Origin of the sequence: Streptomyces varsoviensis (genome assembly GCF_000718635.1) — a bacterium.
Classification (GTDB): domain Bacteria; phylum Actinomycetota; class Actinomycetes; order Streptomycetales; family Streptomycetaceae; genus Streptomyces; species Streptomyces varsoviensis.
This window is the reverse complement of the sequence record NZ_JOBF01000023.1, coordinates 56,389-76,473: the sequence shown is the minus strand read 5'-3', so window position 1 is coordinate 76,473 and position 20,085 is coordinate 56,389. Positions and strand designations below refer to the sequence as shown.

The 20,085-nt window shown below is 73.3% G+C and carries 16 protein-coding genes and 1 tRNA gene; 10 read left to right on the top strand and 7 right to left on the bottom strand.

Features of this window, described 5'->3' with window-relative positions; all coding sequences use genetic code 11:
* Positions 1-42: 42 nt before the first annotated feature.
* Both lhpI and IF55_RS28120 read right to left on the bottom strand, forming a co-directional pair.
* Positions 43-993, bottom strand: coding sequence for a bifunctional Delta(1)-pyrroline-2-carboxylate/Delta(1)-piperideine-2-carboxylate reductase (gene lhpI / locus IF55_RS28125; protein ID WP_048832612.1), 951 nt, complete (start codon positions 991-993; stop codon positions 43-45).
* Between the two features lie 66 nt (positions 994-1,059).
* The gene (locus IF55_RS28120; RefSeq protein WP_030891726.1) at positions 1,060-4,491 is read right to left on the bottom strand and encodes a molybdopterin-dependent oxidoreductase; all 3,432 of its coding nucleotides are present in this window, start codon (positions 4,489-4,491) and stop codon (positions 1,060-1,062) included.
* Positions 4,492-4,762: 271 nt separating this feature from the next.
* On the opposite strand from IF55_RS28120, the gene IF55_RS28115 reads away from it, so the two are divergent.
* Positions 4,763-5,392: a GntR family transcriptional regulator gene (locus tag IF55_RS28115; protein WP_048832610.1), complete on the top strand. Its 630-nt coding sequence runs from the start codon at positions 4,763-4,765 to the stop codon at positions 5,390-5,392.
* An 83-nt stretch (positions 5,393-5,475) separates the two neighbouring features.
* Here IF55_RS28115 and hpaD read toward each other — a convergent pair whose 3' ends face one another.
* The 4 genes from hpaD to IF55_RS28095 all read right to left on the bottom strand — a co-directional run bounded on the left by hpaD (position 5,476) and on the right by IF55_RS28095 (position 10,679).
* Complete coding sequence (gene hpaD, locus IF55_RS28110) at positions 5,476-6,570, bottom strand: 3,4-dihydroxyphenylacetate 2,3-dioxygenase (RefSeq protein WP_078645354.1); 1,095 nt, start codon at positions 6,568-6,570, stop codon at positions 5,476-5,478.
* Positions 6,563-8,074, bottom strand: coding sequence for a 5-carboxymethyl-2-hydroxymuconate semialdehyde dehydrogenase (hpaE, locus tag IF55_RS28105; protein ID WP_030891309.1), 1,512 nt, complete (start codon positions 8,072-8,074; stop codon positions 6,563-6,565). The genes hpaD and hpaE overlap by 8 nt, the downstream gene beginning before the upstream one ends.
* A 101-nt stretch (positions 8,075-8,175) precedes the next feature.
* Positions 8,176-9,093 (bottom strand): 4-hydroxy-tetrahydrodipicolinate synthase, encoded by a 918-nt coding sequence (gene dapA, locus IF55_RS28100; protein WP_030891312.1) that lies wholly within the window; start codon positions 9,091-9,093, stop codon positions 8,176-8,178.
* Positions 9,090-10,679, bottom strand: coding sequence for a fumarylacetoacetate hydrolase family protein (locus tag IF55_RS28095; RefSeq protein WP_037967054.1), 1,590 nt, complete (start codon positions 10,677-10,679; stop codon positions 9,090-9,092). Before IF55_RS28095 ends, dapA begins: the two co-directional genes overlap by 4 nt.
* Positions 10,680-10,886: 207 nt before the next feature.
* Here IF55_RS28095 and IF55_RS28090 point away from each other — a divergent pair, with 207 nt between their 5' ends.
* Entirely contained in the window at positions 10,887-11,948 is a 1,062-nt protein-coding gene (locus tag IF55_RS28090) for an AraC-like ligand-binding domain-containing protein (RefSeq protein ID WP_063764054.1), read from the top strand.
* A 159-nt stretch (positions 11,949-12,107) separates the two neighbouring features.
* Positions 12,108-13,634: an aldehyde dehydrogenase family protein gene (locus IF55_RS28085; RefSeq protein ID WP_078645349.1), complete on the top strand. Its 1,527-nt coding sequence runs from the start codon at positions 12,108-12,110 to the stop codon at positions 13,632-13,634.
* Here IF55_RS28085 and IF55_RS28080 read toward each other — a convergent pair.
* The gene (locus IF55_RS28080) at positions 13,606-14,526 is read right to left on the bottom strand and encodes a DMT family transporter (RefSeq protein ID WP_037967056.1); all 921 of its coding nucleotides are present in this window, start codon (positions 14,524-14,526) and stop codon (positions 13,606-13,608) included. The two genes, IF55_RS28085 and IF55_RS28080, sit on opposite strands and share 29 nt — an antisense overlap.
* 167 nt (positions 14,527-14,693) lie before the next feature.
* On the opposite strand from IF55_RS28080, the gene IF55_RS28075 reads away from it, so the two are divergent.
* From IF55_RS28075 to IF55_RS28050, 7 genes are all read left to right on the top strand, one after another.
* The gene (locus IF55_RS28075; RefSeq protein ID WP_030891327.1) at positions 14,694-15,611 is read left to right on the top strand and encodes a LysR family transcriptional regulator; all 918 of its coding nucleotides are present in this window, start codon (positions 14,694-14,696) and stop codon (positions 15,609-15,611) included.
* Between the two features lie 100 nt (positions 15,612-15,711).
* Positions 15,712-15,784, top strand: a tRNA-Arg gene (locus IF55_RS28070).
* Positions 15,785-16,177: 393 nt separating this feature from the next.
* Positions 16,178-16,528, top strand: coding sequence for a deoxyxylulose-5-phosphate synthase (locus tag IF55_RS40875; protein WP_078645346.1), 351 nt, complete (start codon positions 16,178-16,180; stop codon positions 16,526-16,528).
* Between the two features lie 117 nt (positions 16,529-16,645).
* On the top strand, positions 16,646-17,560 hold the full coding sequence (locus IF55_RS28065) for an ABC transporter ATP-binding protein (RefSeq protein WP_048832608.1): 915 nt from the start codon (positions 16,646-16,648) through the stop codon (positions 17,558-17,560).
* Positions 17,557-18,303 carry an ABC transporter permease gene (locus IF55_RS28060; protein ID WP_030891334.1) on the top strand — a complete coding sequence of 249 codons (747 nt, stop codon included), beginning with the start codon at positions 17,557-17,559 and terminating at the stop codon, positions 18,301-18,303. The genes IF55_RS28065 and IF55_RS28060 overlap by 4 nt, the downstream gene beginning before the upstream one ends.
* Before the next feature lie 22 nt (positions 18,304-18,325).
* Positions 18,326-19,441 (top strand): sensor histidine kinase, encoded by a 1,116-nt coding sequence (locus tag IF55_RS28055; protein ID WP_048832607.1) that lies wholly within the window; start codon positions 18,326-18,328, stop codon positions 19,439-19,441.
* Positions 19,438-20,040, top strand: a complete 603-nt coding sequence (locus tag IF55_RS28050; RefSeq protein WP_030891339.1) for a response regulator transcription factor — start codon at positions 19,438-19,440, stop codon at positions 20,038-20,040. The genes IF55_RS28055 and IF55_RS28050 overlap by 4 nt, the downstream gene beginning before the upstream one ends.
* Positions 20,041-20,085 lie beyond the last annotated feature (45 nt).

Here is a 20,085-nt window from a genome sequence, read left to right as displayed (position 1 = left end):
CGCCTGCCGACTCCGCTGACGGCACGGCCCCCTGACGCCCCCTCAGTCCGACGGCGCGCTCTCCGCGGCCACCCGCTCGTACACGAGCGCCGCCGCGGCCAGGTCGGCCACCGCGCCGCCGACGGACTTGAACACCGTGATCTCGGCGGCGTTCCGGCGCCCCTTCACCTCGCCCCGGCACAGCTCGGGGAGCGTGCCCGCGATGTCCTCGGCCCGCAGCGCGCCGGAGGCCATCGGCTGGAGCAGATCGCCCGACTCGCGCAGCGCGGTCGGGGTGTCGACGAACACGGTCCCGCGGCGTACGCACTCGTCGTCCGCCTCCCGCATGGACGGCCGGAAGCTGCCGATGAGGTCGAGGTGGGTGCCGGGCCGCAGCCACTCCCCCCGGATCAGCGGTTCCTCCGCGAGCGTGGCGCAGGTGATGAGGTCGGCCTCGCCCGCCGCCGCCGCGAGGTCGGTGACCGCCCGCGCCTCCATGCCGTCCGTCCGCACCGCCGCCACCAGGGCCTCCGCCCGCTCCGGCCGCCGGTCGTAGACGAGGACCTGCGAGGTGCCGACCGCGCTGCGGTGCGCGGCGGCGGCGAGGCTGCCGATGTGTCCGGTGCCGACGACCAGGTGGACCTCGCTGTCGGGGCGCGCGAGGTAGCTCGCGGCCAGCGCGGAGGTGGCCACCGTGCGCCGCCGGGTGAGTTCGTTCCCGTCGACGAGCGCCAGGTGTTCGCCGGTCGCCGCGTCGGCCAGGACGTACGCGGAGGACAGCGCCGGCCTGCCGAGCTCGGAGTTGGCGGGGAACACGTCGACGAGCTTCACCCCGAGGTAGCCGCCCTCGGACCAGGCGGGCATGAGCAGCAGCGTGGCCCCCGGGGCGCCGTCGACGGCGTGGTGGTGGCGGTCGGGCGCGTGCGCGCCGCGGGCGAAGCCGGCCCGCAGGGCGGGGATGAGGGCGTCGAACGCCAGGTGCCGCGCGGTCTGTTCGGCGGAGATGTTGAGCATGCGGTCTCCCAGGGGCGCGGTGCGGCGCCCGGGTCGGGGTGGGTCGGCCCGCCGGCGTGCGGCCGGTCAGGCGTCGAGTTCGAGGTCGGTGCGGGGGATGGCTTGGCAGGTCAGGCACGTACGGTCGGGCAGGCCGTCGCTGGGTTCGACGCGGTGGGCGACCTCGCCGGAGAGTACGGTCACGGCGCAGCTCTCGCACTGTCCGACACGGCAGCCGCTGGGCAGGGCGAGCCCTTCGCGCTCCGCGACGTCCAGCAGGGTGCCGTCCGTACCGCGCCAGACGATCTCCCGGTCCGAGCGGGCGAAGCGCACGGTGTGCCGGGCGTCGTCGGCGACGGGGATCTCGCGCGCGGCGGCGTGGAACTTCTCGGAGAAGATCTCGAAGCGCGGCACGCCCCGCGCCAGCAGCCCGTCCGTCAGGTCCGCGAGCATCTCCTCGGTCCCGCAGAGGTAGAAGCGGGCGCGGCGTTCGATGAGGTCCGCGGAGACGTCCTCGGCGCTCATCCGGCCCGGCCGGTCGTACGTACGGCCGTGCCGGTCGCCGCTCAGCGGGCGGCTGTAGTGGTTGACGACGCGGAGGGCGGGCAGGCGGGCGGCCAGTTCGGCGATGCGCCCGGCGAAGGCGTGGCCCTCGGAGTTGCGATTGCCGTAGTGCAGGACGACCTCGGGGACCGTACCGCCGACGGCGGCCAGCGTCTCCAGGTAGCCGAGGAAGGGCGTGATGCCGACTCCGGTGGCCATCAGCACGACGGGGAGTTCGAGGTCGGTGGGGATGGCGAAGTTGCCGTCGGGTCCGGTGGCGGCGACCCGGTCGCCGACGCGCAGCCGCTCGTGCACGAGCCCGGAGAAGCTGCCGCCGGGCACGTGCCGGATGGCGACGCGGTAGCCGTCCGGCGCGTCCCCGCCCGCGGTGCGGCGCGCGGGTCCGGTGAGGGAGTAGCTGCGGTCCGCCGCGTCGGGGTGGTGCAGCGTGAGGTGCGCCCCGGCCCGGTGGCCGGGCAGCGGCCGCCCGTCCAGCGGCTCCAGCCGTACGGTCAGGACGTCCGGCGACTCGCGTTCCAGCGCCGCGACCCGGAACTCCCGGCGTCCGGCGGGGTCCCCCGCGTCGTGGGCGGGCCGGATCTCGCAGGCGGCCGAGCGCATCGGGACGGAGCCGCTGACGGGGTCGGTGAACTCGTCGTCGATGAGCAGGTTGTAGTTGGCGCTCGTGCCCTCTTCCCCGCCGCCCGCGAGCGCGTCGTACCCGGGCAGCCCGAGGTCGGGCGCCGACTGCCACCAGCCGTACTCGGCGACCGCGACCGAGGGGTGCAGGCTGTCGTCGATACGGGCGCGCATGCGGATGGTGGCGTTGCGGGTGGTGAGCCGCACCCACTGGCCGTCCCGGATGCCGCGCTCGGCGGCGGCCCGCGGCGCCAGGTCCACGGTGGGGTCGGGGGCGCGGCGGCGCAGGGAGGTGAGGGAGCGGTGCTGGCTGTGGCAGAAGTAGCCGTTCTTGGCGCAGGTGAGCGTCAGCGGGTAGCGGCCGTCGGGGGCGGCGGGGGGCTCGGTGTGGACGGGGACGGGCGAGTAGCCGTGGTCGGCGAGGAGTTGGGAGTACAGCTCGACGCGGCGGGTGGGGGTGTCGAAGCCGGTGACGGTGACGTGGGCGGGGCTTTCGGAGTCCGCCGCCCGCTCCGCGTACTTGCGGTGCCGGGTGCGCAGCGGCAGCCGTACGCCGCCGGGGTGTTTGCGCAGTTCGGCGGTGGTGAGCCCGAGCGGGGCCAGTTGGTGGTCCCAGGCCGCTTCGATGTCGCCGCCGAAGAACTCCTCGCCCATGCCGAGCCGCCCGGCGAGGTCGAAGACGATCTCGCTGTCGGACCGGGTATCGCCGACGGGTTCGGCCATGCGGGTCCGCAACTGGACGTGTTCCTGGGCGCGTTGACTGGTACCGAACCCGATCCTGATCCCTTCGTGCTCCCAGGGGCTGTTGACGGGGAGTACGAGGTCGGCGAGGTCGGCGGTCGGGGTGGGGAACAGGTCGAGGTGGACGGCGAAGTCCAGGGCGCGCAGGGCTTCGGCGGTGCGCCGCGGGTCGGGCTGGGACATCAGGAGGTTGGCGCCGAAGGCGACCATGGCCTCGACGCGGTAGGGCTCGCCGGTGGTGATGGCCGTGCACAGGTCGCGGGCGTTCACCCAGCCGTGCGCGGGCGGGCCCAGCGGGTGCTCGCGCAGCCCGAGCGCCTTGGCCCGCTGGGCGGGGGCGAGCTGCGCGAAGTCGGTGGGGGCGTTGGCGGGCTGGGCCGGCAGGATGACGTTGCCGCCGGGGGCGTCGAAGCAGCCGGTGAGCGCGTAGAGGGTGGCGATGGCCCGGTCGGTCTGGGTGGCGTTGGTGTGCTGCCCGACGCCGGTCCAGGCGTGGTACGTCACCGACTCGGCCCGCCCGAGCACGTCGGCGAACTCGTCGAGCTGCCGCTCCGGAACCGTCGTCACCTCGCTGGTACGGGCGAGGGGCCAGGCGGCGGCGGCCTGCGCGTACCGCTCGAAGGCGGGCAGGCACTCCACCGGCCCGTCGCGCGTGGGGACGCGCCGCCGGCCGGTCAGCGCGAGCCGCTCGGGGTGCGGCGTCGCGTACGCCGTGTCGACGACGCGCGGCGCCCGCTCGGTCTCGTCCCAGGCGACGTAGCCGGTGGCGGCCGGGTCGATGTCCTCGGCGCGCAGGAAGCGGCCGGTGTCGACGCGTACCAGCAGGGGGCCGTTGCTCCAGGCGCGCAGGAAGCCGGTGTCGTGCGTGCCGCGCTCCATGAGGAGGTTGGCGAGGCCGAGGGCGAGGGCGGCGTCGGTGCCGGGGAGCACGCGCAGCCAGTGGTCGGCCTGGAGGGCGCTGGTGGAGCGGCGGGGGTCGATGACGGCCAGCGCCGCGCCGCGCGCCCGCGCCCGGCCGAGGGCGGTGGACTGGGCGAGCCAGGTCTTGGCGGGGTTGTGGCCCCACAGGATGGAGAGTTCGGCGGACTCGTAGTCGGGCATGGGCAGGCCGCAGCCGAAGGTGAAGGCGTGGGCGTAGTCCTTGTGCCAGTTGCAGATCTCGGTGGAGTAGCAGATGTTCGGGCTGCCGAAGAGCCGCACGAACCGTTCGATCCAGTCGATGGAGTCGGACAGCGGCGAGCCGCTGGGCGAGGCCACCGCGAACGCGACGGCCTCGGGCCCGCTCACGGCGCGGATGCGGCCAAGCCGCTCCGCCGTCTCGGCCAGCGCTTCCTCCCAGCCGACGGGGCGCCAGCGCGGGTCGGGGTCGGACTTCGGCGTCGTACGGCGCAGGGGCCGGGTGAGCCTGCGGGGGCTGCGCACGATCTCGGGCGCGGCGCGGCCCTTGGGGCAGAGGGCGGCGCCGGTGGGGTGCTCGGGGTCGGGCTGGACATCGAGGAGGGCGCCGTCGCGGACCGTGTAGACGGCACCGCAGCGGGAGCGGCACAGCGTGCAGTACCCCCGTACCTGGTGGGTGCTGTCGGGCTGCGCGCCCATAAATTACCCTTCGGTAGTCGGTTACCGGTGACCGATGATGGCTCGCAGGTAGGCTGCGACCCTTACGACGGGCTTGTCAAGGGGAGGCAGGGAAATGGACATGGGCGGGGAACCGTTGAGGGCATCAGAACCGGCGTCGGAGCCGCCGGCGCCGTCGGAGCCGTCGGAGCCGTCGAAACCCGCCCGGCCACGGCCGCCGGCCCGCCCGGAGCCCGCGCGGCTGCGCCATGTCAGCCTGCGCGAACAGTGCCTCGCCGTTATCCGGCAGGCCATGGTGTCCGGCGAGATCCGCTCGGGCGACATCTACTCGGCGTCGGCGCTCGCCGCCAAGCTCGGCGTGTCGAGCAGCCCGGTCCGCGAGGCGATGCTGACCCTGGTCAACCAGGGGCTGCTGGAGCCCGTACGCAACCGCGGCTTCCGCGTCGTGGCGATGAGCGACGAAGACCTCGACGAGATCTACGACATGCGCCTCCTCCTGGAGGTCCCCGCCACCGTACGAGCCGCCCGCCGCGCCCGCCCCGCAGACCTCGCCGAACTCTCCGCCCTCGCCACCGAGATCGAGACCGCCGCCCACGACGGCGACGTCCCCGCCTTCCTCGACGCCGACCGCCGCTTCCACCTCACCCTCCTCGCCCTCAACGGCAACCGACGCCTCACCGAAACCATCGCCAACCTCCGCGACCAGACCCGCCTCTACGGCCTCGAAACCCTCGCCGAACGCGGCCTCCTTCCCGCCTGGGCCCACGAACACCGCGAACTCCTCGCCGCCATCTCCACCACCCTCTCCACCGGCCCCTCCACCAGCGACGAATCCCCCATCGAACCCCTCATCCGCCACCACCTGCGCCACGTACGCGGCGAACGGGAAACAACGGAACGGCCCCAGCCGGGCGGGCCGTAACAGCCGCACAGTTCAGGCAGCCGACGACCGCCCGCTCGAAAGGAGGGCCCGGCCGTGGGGAGACGCTTCGACGGCTGGGCCGCTCAGCCCAGGCCGTCGGCTCCCACTCTTGCCGCGGACTCGTCCAGCAGGGTTTGGCCGATGGGCTGGGTGTGGCCGTCGAGGTCGAGGACGGGGGTGGCCTCCTTGTACCAGGACTCGATGACGGCGTTGCCCCAGAAGTCGCGGCGGCGGTCGTCGTGGACGCTCCAGCGGTAGGTCTCGTGGTCGGGGTCGCCGGTGTAGTAGTCGGAGGTGTAGATCTCGACGCGGTGGCCGTCGGGGTCGCGGAGGTAGAGGTAGAAGGCGTTGGAGACGCCGTGCCGGCCGGGGCCGCGTTCGATGTGGTGTTCCTGGCGCAGCGCGCCGAGCAGGTCGGCGGTGCGCAGCACCTGGTGGGATTCGTGGGTGGCGAGGCCCAGGTGGTGCAGGCGGGGGCCGGCACCGCCGGTGAAGGCGATGTCGTGGACGGTCTGCTTGCGGTACATCCAGGCCGCGTACAGCTCGTGCGCGTCGCCCTCGATGGTCTCGGAGCAGCCGAAGCCGAGCGCGGTGTAGTGCGCGTAGGCCGCCGGGACGTCCGGGGTGCAGATGTTGAAGTGGTCGAGGCGGGCGATCTCCGCGCCGCGCCGCAGGTCGTAGCGCTGGATCAGCCGCTCGCCGCGCTCGATGCCGTGGAAGAACTCCACGGGGAACCCCAGCGGGTCGAGGACCCGCACGGCGTCACCCACCCCGCGCGTCCCCTCCCCCTGCGGCACCCGGCGCACGGGCCTGCCGAGCGCCGTGAAGTACGCGGCCGCCCGCTCCACGTCGGCCTCGGTCCGCACCCGGTACGCGAGGTGGTCCAGGGCCGCCGCCGCGCCCGCGCGCAGCACCAGGCAGTGGTGCGTCAGCTCGTCCGTACCGCGCAGGCAGAGGCGGTCGTCGTCCTCGTACTGGACGTACAGGCCCAGCACGTCGGCCCAGAACCAGCGGGCCCGGTCGAGGTCGGTGACGACGAGTTCGGCGTAGCCGGAGCGCACCACGTCGGGTGGGGGCGGGAGTTCACGGCCGGCGGCCTCCTCGGTCGCCCGAGGCCCCGCCCCCGCGCCCGAACGGTCGCTCCCCGCCCCCGCCCCCGCCCCCGTACCGTCAGTCATCGTCCGCGCTCCCGAAGCGCGGCACCTTCGTATCGCCCAGCGCCACCGACACGAGCTGCCGCTCCGTATAGAAGTCGATGCTGCTCTCGCCGCCCTCCCGGCCCACCCCGGACGCCTTGCCGCCGCCGAACGGTGTGCGCAGGTCGCGGACGTTGTGGGAGTTGAGCCAGACCATCCCGGCGTCGATGGCCTGGGCCACCCGGTGGCCGCGCGCCAGGTCGGTGGTCCATACGTAGCCGGCCAGCCCGTACGGCGTGTCGTTGGCCAGCCGCACGGCGTCCTCCTCGTCCCGGAAGGGGGCGATCGCGGCGATCGGGCCGAAGATCTCCTCCCGCCAGATCCGCATGTCCGGAGTGACGTCGGCGAAGGCGGTGGCGGCCAGGTAGTTGCCGTCCGGCAGGTGGGCGGGGCGTTCGCCGCCCGCGACCAGGCGCGCGCCCTGCTTGCGGCCCGCGGCCACGTACCCGAGGACCCGCTCGTAGTGCTCGGGGTGTACGAGCGCGCCGATCTCGGTGGCCGGGTCGTCGGGGCGCCCGACGCGCGTACGGTCGGCGCGCTCCGCGAACCGGGCGACGAACTCCGGATAGACCGACTCCTCCACCAGAATCCGCGAACCCGCGGTACAGCGCTCGCCGTTGAGGGAGTAGACCCCGAACAGCGCGCCGTCCACGGCCGCCCCCAGATCGGCGTCGGCGAAGACCACGCACGGCGACTTGCCGCCCAGCTCCATCGACAGCCCCTTGAGCCCCTCGGCCGCCGCGCGCATGATCCCCCGCCCGGTGGCGGTCTCGCCGGTGAAGGAGATCAGCGGTACGTCCGGGTGCTCGACGAGGGCCGCGCCCGCCGTCTCCCCCAGGCCGTGCACCATGTTGAAGACCCCGGCGGGCAGCCCGGCCTCCGCCATGATCCGCGGCCACATGGAGGCGGAGAGCGGGGTGAACTCGGCGGGCTTGAGCACGACGGCGCAGCCCGCGGCCAGAGCGGGCGCGAGTTTCCAGCTCTCCAGCATGAACGGGGTGTTCCACGGCGTGATCAGCCCGGCCACCCCCACCGGCTTCCGGATGACGTAGCCGACCTGCGCGGATGTACGGAAAGCGGCCTCGTGCAGCGCGTTGATCACGTCCGCGAAGTAGCGGAAGTTCTCGGCGGCCCGGCGCGCCTGCCCGCGCGCCTGCGTGATGGGCAGCCCCGTGTCGAAGGACTCCAGCTCGGCCAGCCGCTCCTCGCGCGCCTCGATGCCCTCCGCGATCCGGCACAGCACCCGGCCGCGCTCGCGCGCGCTCATCCGGGGCCACGGCCCGCGCGCGAACGCCTCCCCGGCCGCCGCCACCGCCGCCTCGACATCGCGGCGCCCGCCTGCGGCGACCTCGCAGTACGGGCGGTTGGTCGCCGGGTCGGCGTTGGCGAACGTACGCCCGTCGGCGGACTCGACATGGACGCCGGCGATGTAGTGGCGGATGAGCTTGGGCAGGTCGGCCGGGGTACGAGGGGCGGCGGCGGTCATGACGGTCACTCCCGTAGGCGTGATGGGGACGGTGGGGACGAGAGGTACGGCGGGGCGGCTGGGGCAGCGGGGACGGCTGGGGCGACCGGCACCGAGCGGCATCAGAAAGAGAGCAGGTCGGCGCCGGCCGCGCGCAGTTCCCGGATGCGGGCCACGCCGGCCTCGGTCGGCTGGATCAGCGGCGTACGGACATGGGCCGACGCCAGCAGCCCGGCGTCGGCCAGCACCCACTTGGCGGGAGCCGGATTGGTCTCCACGAAGAGCAGATCGACCAGCGGGTGCAACCGGTAGTGCAGTTCGCGCGCGCCCTCGTGGTCGCCCGCCTCCCACAGCTCGTACATCCGGGCCACGGGCGCGGGCGCGATGTTGGCGAGGGCGGAGACGAAGCCCGCGCCGCCGAGCGCGAGGAGCGGCAGGCAGAGCAGTTCGATGCCGGACCACATCAGCAGTTCGCGGCCGCAGGCGCGGTACGTGCGGGAGAAGTGCTCGAAGTCCTTGGTGGTCTCCTTGACGCCGACGACGTTCTCGAAGTCGAAGAACAGCCGGGCCACGGTCTCCGGCGCGATGTCGACGGCGGTGCGCGAGGGCACGTTGTAGACGATCAGCGGCAGGTCGGGGAACTCCTTCGCGATGGCCGCGTACCAGCGGTAAAGGGCCTCCTGCGTCGGCCGCGCGTAGTACGGGGTGATCACCAGCGCCGCGTCCGCCCCCAGGTCGCGGGCGGCGGCGGTCAGCTCCATGGTCTCGTCGAGGCGCGCCGAGCCCGTGCCGGGCACGAACGGCGCCCGGTCGGCGACGGCCTCGGCCGCGGCCTCCATGACCGCGACGCGTTCGGCGGTGCGCAGGGCGCCGGGCTCGCCGGTGGAGCCGCCCACCGAGATGGCGTGGGAGCCGGAGTCGAGCTGCCAGTTCACGAGGGCGCGCAGCCCGTCGAGGTCGAGCGCGCCGTCCTCCCCGAAGGGGGTGACGACGGGGGCGATGGACCCCCGCACGCGCCGCGGATCGCTGCGGAACCTCACTGTGCCGCCTCCTTCGACCGTTCGCCGCTCCGACGCCGCCGGGCGCGCCAACGCTCGTACTCAGCATGCCAGTCGGGGCCCAGCGGATAGAGCCCTTCGACGCCGGCGCCCGCGGCGACGCGTTCGGTGATGAACTCCTCCTGAAGCTCCTGCTCCCGCGCGTCGGCGATCAGTTCGGGCAGCAGGCGCGGCGGCAGCACGACCACCCCGTCGGCGTCGCCGACCAGCACGTCGCCCGGCCGTACGAGGGCGTTGCCGCAGGCGATCGGCGTGTCCGTGTCCCAGGGGATGTGGCGCCGGCCCAGCACCGCCGGGTGCACGGAACCGCGGTACACCGGGATGTCCAGCGCGGCCACCGCGGCGCTGTCCCGCAGCCCGCCGTCCGTGACGATGCCCGCGGCCCCGCGCCGGAGCGCGCGCAGCGCCAGGATGTCCCCGAGCGTCCCCGCGTCCGCCTCCCGCCGCGCGTCCACGACCAGCACCTCTCCGGGGCGTACGGACTCCACGGCACGCTTCTGCGCGTTCATGCCCCCGCCGCGCTCCGGCGCCAGATCCTCGCGCAGCGGCAGGAACCGGAGCGTACGGGCCACCCCGACCAGCTTCAGCTCGGGGCGGGTGGGCCGCACCCCGTCCACGAAGAAGCCGTCGTAGCCGCGTTTGCGCAGTTGGGAGGCGAGCGTGGCGACGGAGAGGGACTCCAGGGCGGCGCGTTGGGGGGCGGGGAGGGTGAAGGGGCGGGCGGCGTACGGGCCCGCGCCATCGCTCTCGTACGCGTCCCCGCTCCCGCCTCCGTACGCGCCCCCGCTCCCGCCTCCGTACGCGCCGCCCTTACGCCCGTACGCGCCACCCTTACGTCCGTACGCGCTCGTACGCCCGTAAGCAGCGGTCCGGTCCTCCGGCCGCGGGTTCGGCAGCGCGCCGAAGTCGGCCAGGGGGGCGTCCGCCGCTACGACGCGGTTGGCGAGACGGCCGGTGGACTGCCCGTCGGCGCTGGTGACTTCCACCGCCACCAGGTCGCCCGGCGTGACGACGCTCGCGCCGCTCGGGGTGCCGGTGAGGAGGACGTCGCCGGGTTCCAGGGTGATGGTGCGGGAGAGGTCGGCGATCAGTTGGGCGAAGGGGAAGAGCAGATCGCCGCTGGTGTCGTCCTGTACGGGCGCCCCGTTGACCCAGGTGCGCAGGCGCAGCGCGGCCGGGTCCAGGGCGCGGGCGTCGAGCAGCCGGGGGCCGATGGGGGTGTAGCCGTCGGCTCCCTTGCTGCGCAGGTTGGAGCCGCCGTCGGCGTGGCGCAGGTCGTACACGCCCGCGTCGTTGGCGGCGGTCACCCACCGGACGTACGACCAGGCCGACTCCGGGGCCGCCTGCCGTACCCGCTCGCCGAGCACCAGCGCGATCTCGCCCTCGAAGACCATCAGGCCGCACCCCTGGGGCCGGGTCAGCGGGTCGCCGCTGCCGGCGAGCGAGGTGGGGGGCTTGAGGAAGTAGGAGGGGAAGCGGGGGTGGCGGTCGCGTTCGGCGGCGCGGGAGCGGTAGTTGAGGTGAACGGCGACGATCTTGCCGGGGGCGGACCCGAGCGGGTGGGGCATGGGGCGGCTCCGGTATGTCGAGGCACCGTGGGAAGGCCGAAGACGGGGGCGTACGGTCCCGAGTCTGCGGGAGGCGGCCGGAGGCTTCTTGTCCGAGAACGCACACCCTTTGCCCGGCAGCGAACGCCGCCCGGCCACTCGCTCTTGGCAACGGCGACACCTGGCGGCAGCATGGCCGGGGCATGCACGCTCCTGGTGGGAGGCGCCGTGTCACTGACCCTGCGCACGGCCGGCCTGTCGGCGGCCGAGCGCTTCGACTACTGGCGCAGCGTCATCTGCGACGCGTTCGTGCCGCTGCGGGCGGACCCGGGCGCGGGCCCCTTCCAGGGCGAGCTGCACGGCGTACGGCTGGGCGAACTCCAGGTCACCGAGATCGCCGCCACCGCGCACGCGGTGCACCGCACACCGCGCGCCATCGCCGCCTCCACGGAGGACTACTTCAAGCTCGGCCTCCAACTGCGCGGCGACTGCGTGCTCACCCAGGACGGCCGCGAAGCCCCGCTCGCGCCCGGCGACTTCGCGGTGTACGACACCACCCGCCCGTACACGCTCGCCTTCGACGACAGCTACCGCCAACTGGTGCTGATGCTCCCCCGCCCGCTGCTGCGCATCCCGCCGCGGGACGTGGCCCGGCTCACGGCCGTACGCGTCTCCGGGCGGCAGGGCATGGGCGCACTGGTCTCCGCACTGCTGCTGCGGCTGGCCGGGCATCTGGAGGAGTACGAGCGGACCGGCGGCGTACGGCTCGCGGACAACATCGTGGACCTGCTGGCCACGCTGGTCGCGGACCAGTTGGGGGATCACCAGCCGGGCGGTGCCCGCGCCGGCTCCGACCCCGCGTCCGGGCGGCGGGCGCTGCTGGCGCGCATCACCACGTTCATCGAACAGCACTTGGGCGAACCGGACCTGGGCCCCGACGCGATCGCCGCAGCGCACTTCGTCTCCACGCGCTATCTGCACAAGCTGTTCCGGGCACAGGGGACGACCGTCTCCTCCTGGGTCCGCGCGCGCCGCCTGGAGCACTGCCGCCGCGATCTGCGCGACCCGCTGCAGGCGCACCGGCCGGTGGGCGCGATCGCGTCCCGCTGGGGCTTCGCGGACGCGGCGCACTTCAGCCGGTCGTTCCGGGCGGCGTACGGGGCGAGCCCCCGCGAATTCCGGCTGGCGGCGGGCGGGGCGGGGGAGGCCGGCGAGACCGGAGCGGTCGTCGGTGAGGTCGGCGCGGTCGTCGGTGAGGTCAGCGCGGGGTGGCCGCCGCGCGGGGTGTGAGCGGCGGTGGACAAGGACTGTTCGCTCACGGTCAAGTGCCGCGCGCCGTTGGCCGGGAGGCTGGCGGTGGGGGCCGGGGCCGACGGTCCGGGGCCGGGGCGGGGGCTTGGGGACGGGCCCGTACCGCTGCGGCCCGTACCCGAAGACGGAAGGAGCCAGATGCGGACAGAGAAGGCGACGAAGGCGGCCAAGACGGGTGCGGCGGCGAAGGCGAAAAAGGAAATCAAGCTGGCTGAGGCAGAGATACGGCCCCGCCTGCTGATAGGGGGCAGGTGGACGGAGGCGGCGGACGGGGCGGGGTTCGCGAGCCATGACCCGGCGAGCGGGGCGGTGACCGGGTGGGTGGCCGAGGCGGGTGAGGCGGATGTGGACGCGGCGGTGACGGCGGCGCGGGTGGCGCTGACCGATCCGGCGTGGGCGGGGATCTCGGCGGCGGAGCGGGCGCGGCTGCTGTGGCGGACGGCCGAGCTGATCGAGGAACACGCGCAGGAGCTGGCGGAGCTGGAGACGCGCGACCAGGGCCAGCCGATCGGCGTGGCGCGGGGCGTGAGCGTCGCGGGGGCGGCGGAGCACTTCCGCTACTACGCGGGGTGGTGCACCAAGATCGAGGGCGCGGTGGCGCCGGTGAACTTCCCGGACACGGTGCACTACACGCGGCGCGAGCCGGTGGGGGTCTGCGCGCTGATCACGCCGTGGAACTTCCCGCTGATGATCGCCGCCTGGAAGATCGCGCCCGCGCTGGCCTGCGGCAACACGGTGATCGTCAAGCCGGCCGAGCAGACCCCGCTGACCACGGTGCGGCTGGTGGAGCTGATCGAGCGGGCGGGCGTACCGGCCGGCGTGGTGAACCTGCTGACGGGCGGCCCGGGGCCGGGCCGGGCGCTGGTGGCGCACGCGGGCGTGGACAAGGTCTCGTTCACGGGTTCCACGGCCGTCGGCCGGGAGATCGTGCGGGCCTGCGCCGACAACCTCAAGCGCCCCACGCTGGAACTGGGCGGCAAGGCCCCGAGCATCATCGCGGCGGACGCCGACATCGACGCGGCGGTCGAGGGCAACCTGCGGGGCGCGCTGCTCAACTCGGGCCAGGTCTGCGCCGCGTACACGCGCTTCTATGTCGACCGGCGACGGGTCGACGAGTTCACGGCCAAGCTGGCCGCGGCCGCGTCCGCCCTGCGGCTCGGCCCCGGTCTGGACCCGGCCACCGAGATCGGCCCGCTGGTCAGCGCGGAACACCTGGCCAAGGTCGACGCGGGCGTCAGATGCGGCGTCGCGGAGGGCGCGGAGGTGGTCACCGGGGGCGCCCGCGCGGCCGGGGCGCTGGAGGAGGGCCACTTCTACCGCCCGACGGTCTTCGCGGGGGTCCGCGACGACATGTCGGTCGTACGGGACGAACTCTTCGGCCCGGTCCTGCCCGTACTGGCCTACGACGACCCGGAGGAACTGGGTCCGCGCGCCAACGACACCGAATACGGCCTGGCCGCGGCGGTGTGGACCAGGGATCTCACGACCGCCCACCGCCTGGCCGCGGACATCCGGGCCGGCGCGGTCTTCGTCAACATGCCTCCGGTCCCGGACAGCGCGGCCCCTTGGGGCGGCTACAAGGCGAGCGGCTGGGGGCGGGAGATGGGCAAGTACGCGCTGGAGGCGTATACGGAGGTCAAGGGCGTGTGGATGCACTTGGGCTGAGGTCCGCGCCTGGGGCGCCCGTCGCCGGCCGGCGACCGCGGTTGATGAGGAGGACCCCGAGTACGGTGACGGCGCCGCCGAGGAGTTCGACCGGGTGGGGCGCCTCGGAGAGCCAGACGAAGGAGACGGCGAGCGCGACGGGCGGCACGAGGTAGAGGGCGGCGGTGGAGACGGCGAGGGGCAGCCGGGCGACGGCGTATCCCCAGATCACGAAGCCGAGGGCGGAGGGCAGCAGCCCCAGGAAGACCGCGGGGGCGAGGGCGCCGGCGGGCGCGTGCGCGGCGGCGCGTACGGCGCCGGGCGCGAGCGGCAGCCCGAGGACCGTACCGGCGACCATGGCGTACGTGGCCACTTCGAGCCCGGTGTAGCGGCGCAGCAGCGGCTTGGTCGCGAAGTGGTAGACCCCCTGGACGACCGCCGCGGCGACCACCACCAGCGCCCCGGCGCTGAACCCGGTCGCCCCGCCCGCGAGCGCAACGAGGGCGCACCCGCCGATCGCGACGACGCTGCCGACGAGTACGGAGCGGGTGAGGGGTTCGGATTCCGGGAGGAAGACGGCGCCGAGCAGCACGCTGAAGACGGGCGCGGCACTGATCAGCAGGCTTGCGGTACCGGCTTCGACATGGACCTCGCCCCAGTTGAGCAGCGTCTGGTAGGCGGTCATGCCCGTGGCCCCGCAGAGCCCGATGAGCGGCAGATCCCCCCGCCCCGGCAGCCGCACCCCCGCGAACGGCGCCACGACCACAAGCGCCACCGCCGCCACGGCGAGCCGCAGAAAGGAGAGCGCGGCGACGCCCAGCTCATCGACCCCGACGCGGATGGCAGGGAAGGCGGAGGCCCAGAGGAGCACGGTGCCGGCGAGGGCGAGGAGGCGGGGGGAGGGTGAGGTCACGGGTAAAAGGGTGGGGCGGAAGACGGAAAAGTTCCAGTTAGCTTTAATAGGAAAACAAATAAGCGAAACTTAATAGGCGACTTAATAGAGGCAGGGCGCTGAGGCCCCGCAGGACCCACAGGGCTCGCGGGACGGGCCAGCAAGGCCCGACTCCCTAAGCTGACCGAATGCTCGATGTGCGAAGGCTGCGGATCATTCAGCATCTGGCGATGTACGGGACGGTGGCGGCGACGGCGGAGGCGCTGCATCTGACGGCGCCGGCGGTGTCGCAGCACTTGGCGGTGCTGGAACGGGAGGCGGGGGTCCCGGTCGTGGAGAAGCGGGGCCGGACCCTGCGACTGACGGCGGCGGGGGAACTGCTGGTGGCGCACGCGGAGGTGGTGCTGGGCGACTTGGCCGCAGCGGAGTCGGATTTGGCGGCGCTGCGCGGGGGCGGGCACGGGGTGGTGCGGGTGGCGGCGTTCGCGTCGGCGGCGCGCAGGCTGTTCCCGCCGATCTGGCCATCCATGACGGACAGCGCGGAAGGCCGCGCCCCGACGCTGCACCTGACGGAACAGGAACCGGAGGAAGCGCTGGAGTCCCTGCGCAGACGGGAGACGGACCTGGCGGTGGTCCATGGTTATACGGTCCTGCCTCGGGACTTCCCGCCGGGCTGCGACCACTCACGCCTGATGGACGACCCGGTCCTGCTGGCCCTCCACCCGGACCACGCGACGCGCCTGGGGCTGGCGGCGGGCGAGGCCGCCGACCTGTCACGGCTCGCGGACGCCTCCTGGCTGACGCCGAGCCCGGACACGTCGTGCTACGAGATGATCCAGCGAACCTGCGGCGCCGCCGGCTTCGTACCGCGCATCAGCGCCCGCAGCAGCGACTTCTCCGTCCTGACGGCCCTGGCGGCGGCAGGCGCCGGCGTGGCCCTCCTCCCCCGCCTCACCCTCCCCGAGACCACCGCCCCCCTCAGCCTCCACCCCCTGGCCCATCCCGTGACCCGCACCCTCTTCATCACCACTCGCCCCGGCACCACCCACCGCCCAGCCATCCGCCACGTCACCACCCTCCTCCACCAAGCCGCAGCCACCCCCTGACCCCCACAGCATCGAACCCCGCCCAACCCATCCGCTACCCTGTCAGTGGTCGAAACGGCCCCACGCGCCCACCACCCGCACCGGACCGTCCGCCCACCCCGCCTCCGTAGCTCAGGGGATAGAGCACCGCTCTCCTAAAGCGGGTGTCGCAGGTTCGAATCCTGCCGGGGGCACAGAGAAAAGGCAGGTCAGAGACCCTGCCGCCCGAGAGGGCGGTGGGGTCTCGGTCTTGTGGCAACGCTGCGGGGGGGCCGCTGGTCCACTTCGGGGCTGTCTTCGTGGGGCCGTCCCAGGTATCACGGGGAGCTGGGCTGATGTCTGCGGGGGCTGTGCCGGGTGGGTTGCCGATCTCTAGGCGGCCGCCGGGGAGTTCCCATTCGTCGCGCTCGTTGCGTAGGAGCAGGACTCGGTCATGGGCGTCGAGGGCGACGCCCTTCACGGAGACGGGCCACAGCGGGGGTAGGTATGTCATCTGGTTCTTTTCCGAGGCGCGAGGAAGAGCGAGGAGGGGGCTAGGTCAGCGAAATTTCGTCGAGGTCGGTCTTCGGTCGATTTACCCTTGCCGGATGCCTCATGGAAAGACCTCGTACGTTTGCCTGCCCTGTCGGGGGTCGTACAAGCAGTCGTACCCCGATCGCTACACCCAAGACCGGGTCTGTCCGCGCTGCGCGGGGCCGTTGATTCACGTTGGTTCGGCCTTCGCGGCGCCCAAGAAGCGGGATGACTCCGCCTGGCGGGCGCTCTCCGTGCTGCTTCACGCCGGAGTGCGGTTCCACAAGAGTTGCTGTGGCGGTCCCGGGTATCGCCCTCGCACTCTTAGGGAGGTGCGGGAGCGAATGAACTACGCGCGAGCCACCGGAGAGCCGTTCGCCCAGGCGTTGGTCCGGCCCGAATTGCCTCAGCGACGGTCCAACTGACGCGTCGCCTGTGCGGCGTTGCCCCGCGCCGAGGGGCGGCCGGGATGACAATTGTCATTTGGGGGGCGTGACGGGGGGTCACTACCGGTGGGGGCGGTGGGGCGGCAGCTTAGGGGTATGGGAACGACGCGGGTGGTGGCGGCTGAGGGGTTGCGGTACCGGTACGGGGAGACGGTGGCGCTCGATGGGGTGGACTTGGAGGTGGGGGCCGGGGAGTGTGTGGCGCTGCTGGGGCCCAACGGGGCCGGTAAGTCGACGTTGGTGACGATCGTGGTCGGGTTGCGTGCGGCGCAGGAAGGGGCCGTGCGGGTGCTGGACGGCGATCCGCGGCGGGCGGCGACGCGGCGGCGGCTGGGGGTGGCGCAGCAGACCCTCGGGTTTCCCAACACCCTCACGGTGCAGGAGCTGGTCACCGGGGCCGCGATCCGTGGCGGGCTGCGGGGCTCGGCGGCCGGGCCCGTGCTGGCGGAGCTCGGGCTGACGGACTTGGCTCGGCGGCGGGTCGCGAAGCTCTCCGGGGGCCAGAAGCAACGGGTGCAGCTCGCGATGGCCCTGGTCACCGAGCCGGCGCTGCTCGTGCTCGACGAGCCCACGGCCGGGCTGGACACCTCTGCCCGGCGGCACTTCTGGCAGATACTCGCCCGGCGTCGGGAGCAGGGGACCGCGGTGCTCGTCACCACGCACCTCATAGAGGAGTCCGCGGAGGTCGCCGACCGCGTCGTGGTGCTCGACCACGGCCGAGTCCTGGCGGACGCGCCGCCGGAGGAGCTGGTCGCCCGGCTTCCCGACCGTACGGTGACCGCCCGGACCCGCCTCGGTCGCGGCGAGCTGGAGCGGCTTCCGGGCGTGCTGTCCGTGACGCCCGAGCACGACCACCTGGTGAAGATCCAGACGCGCGCACCCGAGGAATTGCTGCGCGTCCTGCTCGACCGTGACCCGGACCTGTCGGAGCTGCGCGTGCGGGACGCCGGCCTGGAGGAGGCCGTCTTCGCGTTGACAGACGGCGGCACGGCGGAAGAGGTGGCGGCGTGAGTGTGCTGGGTGTGCGGATCTTCCGGGTGGAGTTGCGGGACGAGCTGCGGGCGATCGTGCGGGAGCCGACCTCGTTGTTCTTCAGCATTCTCATGCCGGTGGGCTTCTTCATTCTCTTCAACCTGCTGTACGGGCACGGCAGCACGCAGGGGCTCTCGGCCGGTACGGCGATGGTGGCCACGTTCGGTACGTACGGTGTGATCACGGTGGCGGCGCTGCAGCCGGGGATCGGGGTCGCGCAGGACCGTGACCTGGGCTGGCTGCGTATGAAGCGGGTCTCCGCGGTGCCCGTCGGGATCAGCCTCGCCGCGAAGGCGACCGCCGCGCTGCTCTACGGAGTGGGCGTGCTGCTGCTGATGGGCGTGGCGGCCGCGGCGTTCGGCACGCTGGACGCCTCGCCCTGGGCGCTGCTGCGGGTGGCGGTCGTGCTGCTGCTGGGCACCGTCCCGTTCACGCTGTTCAGCGTGGCCGTCGGGCTGCGGTTCCGGACGGGCGCGACGATCGCGATGCTCAACGCGGTGCTGTTCCCGCTGGCGGTGCTGTCCGGTCTGTGGATACCCATTCGGTTTCTGCCCTCCGCGGTGAAGCACATAGCCGAGTTCCTGCCCACCTATCACCTCGCGGAGCTCGGCCTCGCCCAACTGGGCGACGGGTCCGCCCTGCTCCACGTACTCGCCCTCGTGATCACCACCGTGGTCGCCGGTACCGTCGCCGTCATGTCCTATCGTCGCGCCCGAATATGAGTCTCCGATATGGGTCTCGGATATGAACACCGATGACGCTCACGCCACCAAGTCCGTAGCCGCGCGGCTGCTCACCTGGGATTGGATCTCCCTCTGCTACGTGCTCTTCGTCTTCGCCCAGCCCTACTTCTCCCCGCAACAAGCCTGGTGGGAGTGGCCGCTGGCGATCGCGGTGTGCCTGGCCACGGTCCTGCTCTTCGCCGGGACGCTGCTGCGCGGCCACTACGTGCGGCAGACCTGGACATCGCTCGTGCCGTTCACCGTGATCGGCGCGGTGGCCACACCGTTCAACACCCACGCGAGCGTGCTGTTCATCTACGCGGCGGCCGTCGCCGGCAAGACGCTGCCGTCGCGCACGGCATCGCTGTGGTTCGCGGGGCTGACCGTGCTGAACACCGTCACGACGGTGGTGTCGCGGGTGCCGATGCCCTACCGGCTCTGGGGCCTCATCTCGGCGTCCATATTCCTCTGGCTGGTCGGGCTGCTCGAAATGCGGCAGCGGGGCCGGCGGCAGGAGCGGGAGAACGAGCGGTTGCGCGCCGCGCAGGCCGAACTCCTCGCGGCCATCGGGGAGCGCGAGCGCATCGCGCGCGACCTGCACGACCTGCTCGGCCACTCGCTGACCGCGGTGGTGATGCGCGCGCAGCTCACCAAGGAGCTGGTGCCGGTCGACCCGGAGCGGGCGCGCGCGGAGGCCGAGGAGATCGAACGCAACGCGAGGGAGGCGCTGGCCGCCATACGCAGCACGGTCAGCGGATGGCGGCGGACCAACATCAGGGCGGAACTGGAAGCGGCCCGGCGCGCGTTGGCCGGGACCGACGTGACCCTGCGGGTCGCGTGCGACGACAATCTCATCCTGGTCGCCGCCGCCGAGCACGAGCTGGGGCTCGCCCTGCGCGAGGCGGTGACCAACGTGGCCCGGCACGCACGTGCCTCCATGTGCCACATCGGACTGGACGCGGACGAGGAACGGGTGCGCTTGGTGATCGCGGACGACGGCATCGGCGGTACGGCCCCGGAGGGCACCGGGCTGAACGGGCTGCGCGAGCGGATCGCGAAGCTCGGCGGCGTGGTACAGCGCACCGGCTCCGCCGGCACGACCCTGACCATCACCGTGCCGGTCGAGGCGGCCCGGTGATCCGCGTCGTCCTGGCCGAGGACCAGGGCATGGTGCTGGGGGCCTTCGCCTCCCTGCTGGACCTCCAGCCCGACATCACGGTCGTAGCGACCGCGACCAACGGCGACGACGCGCTGGCCGCCGTGCGCGAGCACCGGCCGAACGTCCTGGTCACGGACATCGAGATGCCCGGCCGTACCGGCCTCGACCTGGCCGCGGAGCTGAACGGCCTGGGCGACCCCACGCGCGTACTGATCGTCACCACGTTCGCGCGCAGCGGCTATCTGCGGCGCGCGGTCGACGCCGGGGTCGCCGGGTACGTGCTCAAGGACGCGCCGATCGGGGAGCTGGCGTCAGCCCTGCGCCGGGTGCACGCGGGCGAGCGGGTCGTCGCGCCGGAGCTGGCGGTGGCCGCCTGGGACGCCGCCGACCCGCTGACCGAGCGGGAGCGCGAGTTGCTGCGCGCCGTCGCGGAGGGCGCGAGCAACGCCGAGATCGCGGCGCGGCTCTTCCTGGCCGAGGGCACCGTACGCAACTACCTCTCCACCGCCATGGCCAAGCTCGGCGCCCGCAACCGCACGGACGCCGCCCGCACCGCCCTGGCCCGCGGCTGGCTGTAGGAGGCGAACGCACGCCAGGGGGCCGGGGAGGCCCGAAGCCCGCCC

What these genes read in the sequence shown, in the direction of transcription:
- IF55_RS28085 (WP_078645349.1), top strand. Translation starts at nt 12,108, where the DNA reads ATGCGGACAGAGAAGGCGACGAAGGCGGCCAAGACGGGTGCGGCGGCG.
- hpaD (WP_078645354.1), bottom strand. Translation starts at nt 6,570, where the DNA reads ATGACTGACGGTACGGGGGCGGGGGCGGGGGCGGGGAGCGACCGTTCG.
- IF55_RS28095 (WP_037967054.1), bottom strand. Translation starts at nt 10,679, where the DNA reads ATGCCCCACCCGCTCGGGTCCGCCCCCGGCAAGATCGTCGCCGTTCAC.
- IF55_RS28075 (WP_030891327.1), top strand. Translation starts at nt 14,694, where the DNA reads ATGCTCGATGTGCGAAGGCTGCGGATCATTCAGCATCTGGCGATGTAC.
- IF55_RS28120 (WP_030891726.1), bottom strand. Translation starts at nt 4,491, where the DNA reads ATGGGCGCGCAGCCCGACAGCACCCACCAGGTACGGGGGTACTGCACG.
- hpaE (WP_030891309.1), bottom strand. Translation starts at nt 8,074, where the DNA reads ATGACCGCCGCCGCCCCTCGTACCCCGGCCGACCTGCCCAAGCTCATC.
- IF55_RS28055 (WP_048832607.1), top strand. Translation starts at nt 18,326, where the DNA reads ATGAACACCGATGACGCTCACGCCACCAAGTCCGTAGCCGCGCGGCTG.
- IF55_RS28115 (WP_048832610.1), top strand. Translation starts at nt 4,763, where the DNA reads ATGGTGTCCGGCGAGATCCGCTCGGGCGACATCTACTCGGCGTCGGCG.
- IF55_RS40875 (WP_078645346.1), top strand. Translation starts at nt 16,178, where the DNA reads ATGCCTCATGGAAAGACCTCGTACGTTTGCCTGCCCTGTCGGGGGTCG.
- lhpI (WP_048832612.1), bottom strand. Translation starts at nt 993, where the DNA reads ATGCTCAACATCTCCGCCGAACAGACCGCGCGGCACCTGGCGTTCGAC.
- IF55_RS28065 (WP_048832608.1), top strand. Translation starts at nt 16,646, where the DNA reads ATGGGAACGACGCGGGTGGTGGCGGCTGAGGGGTTGCGGTACCGGTAC.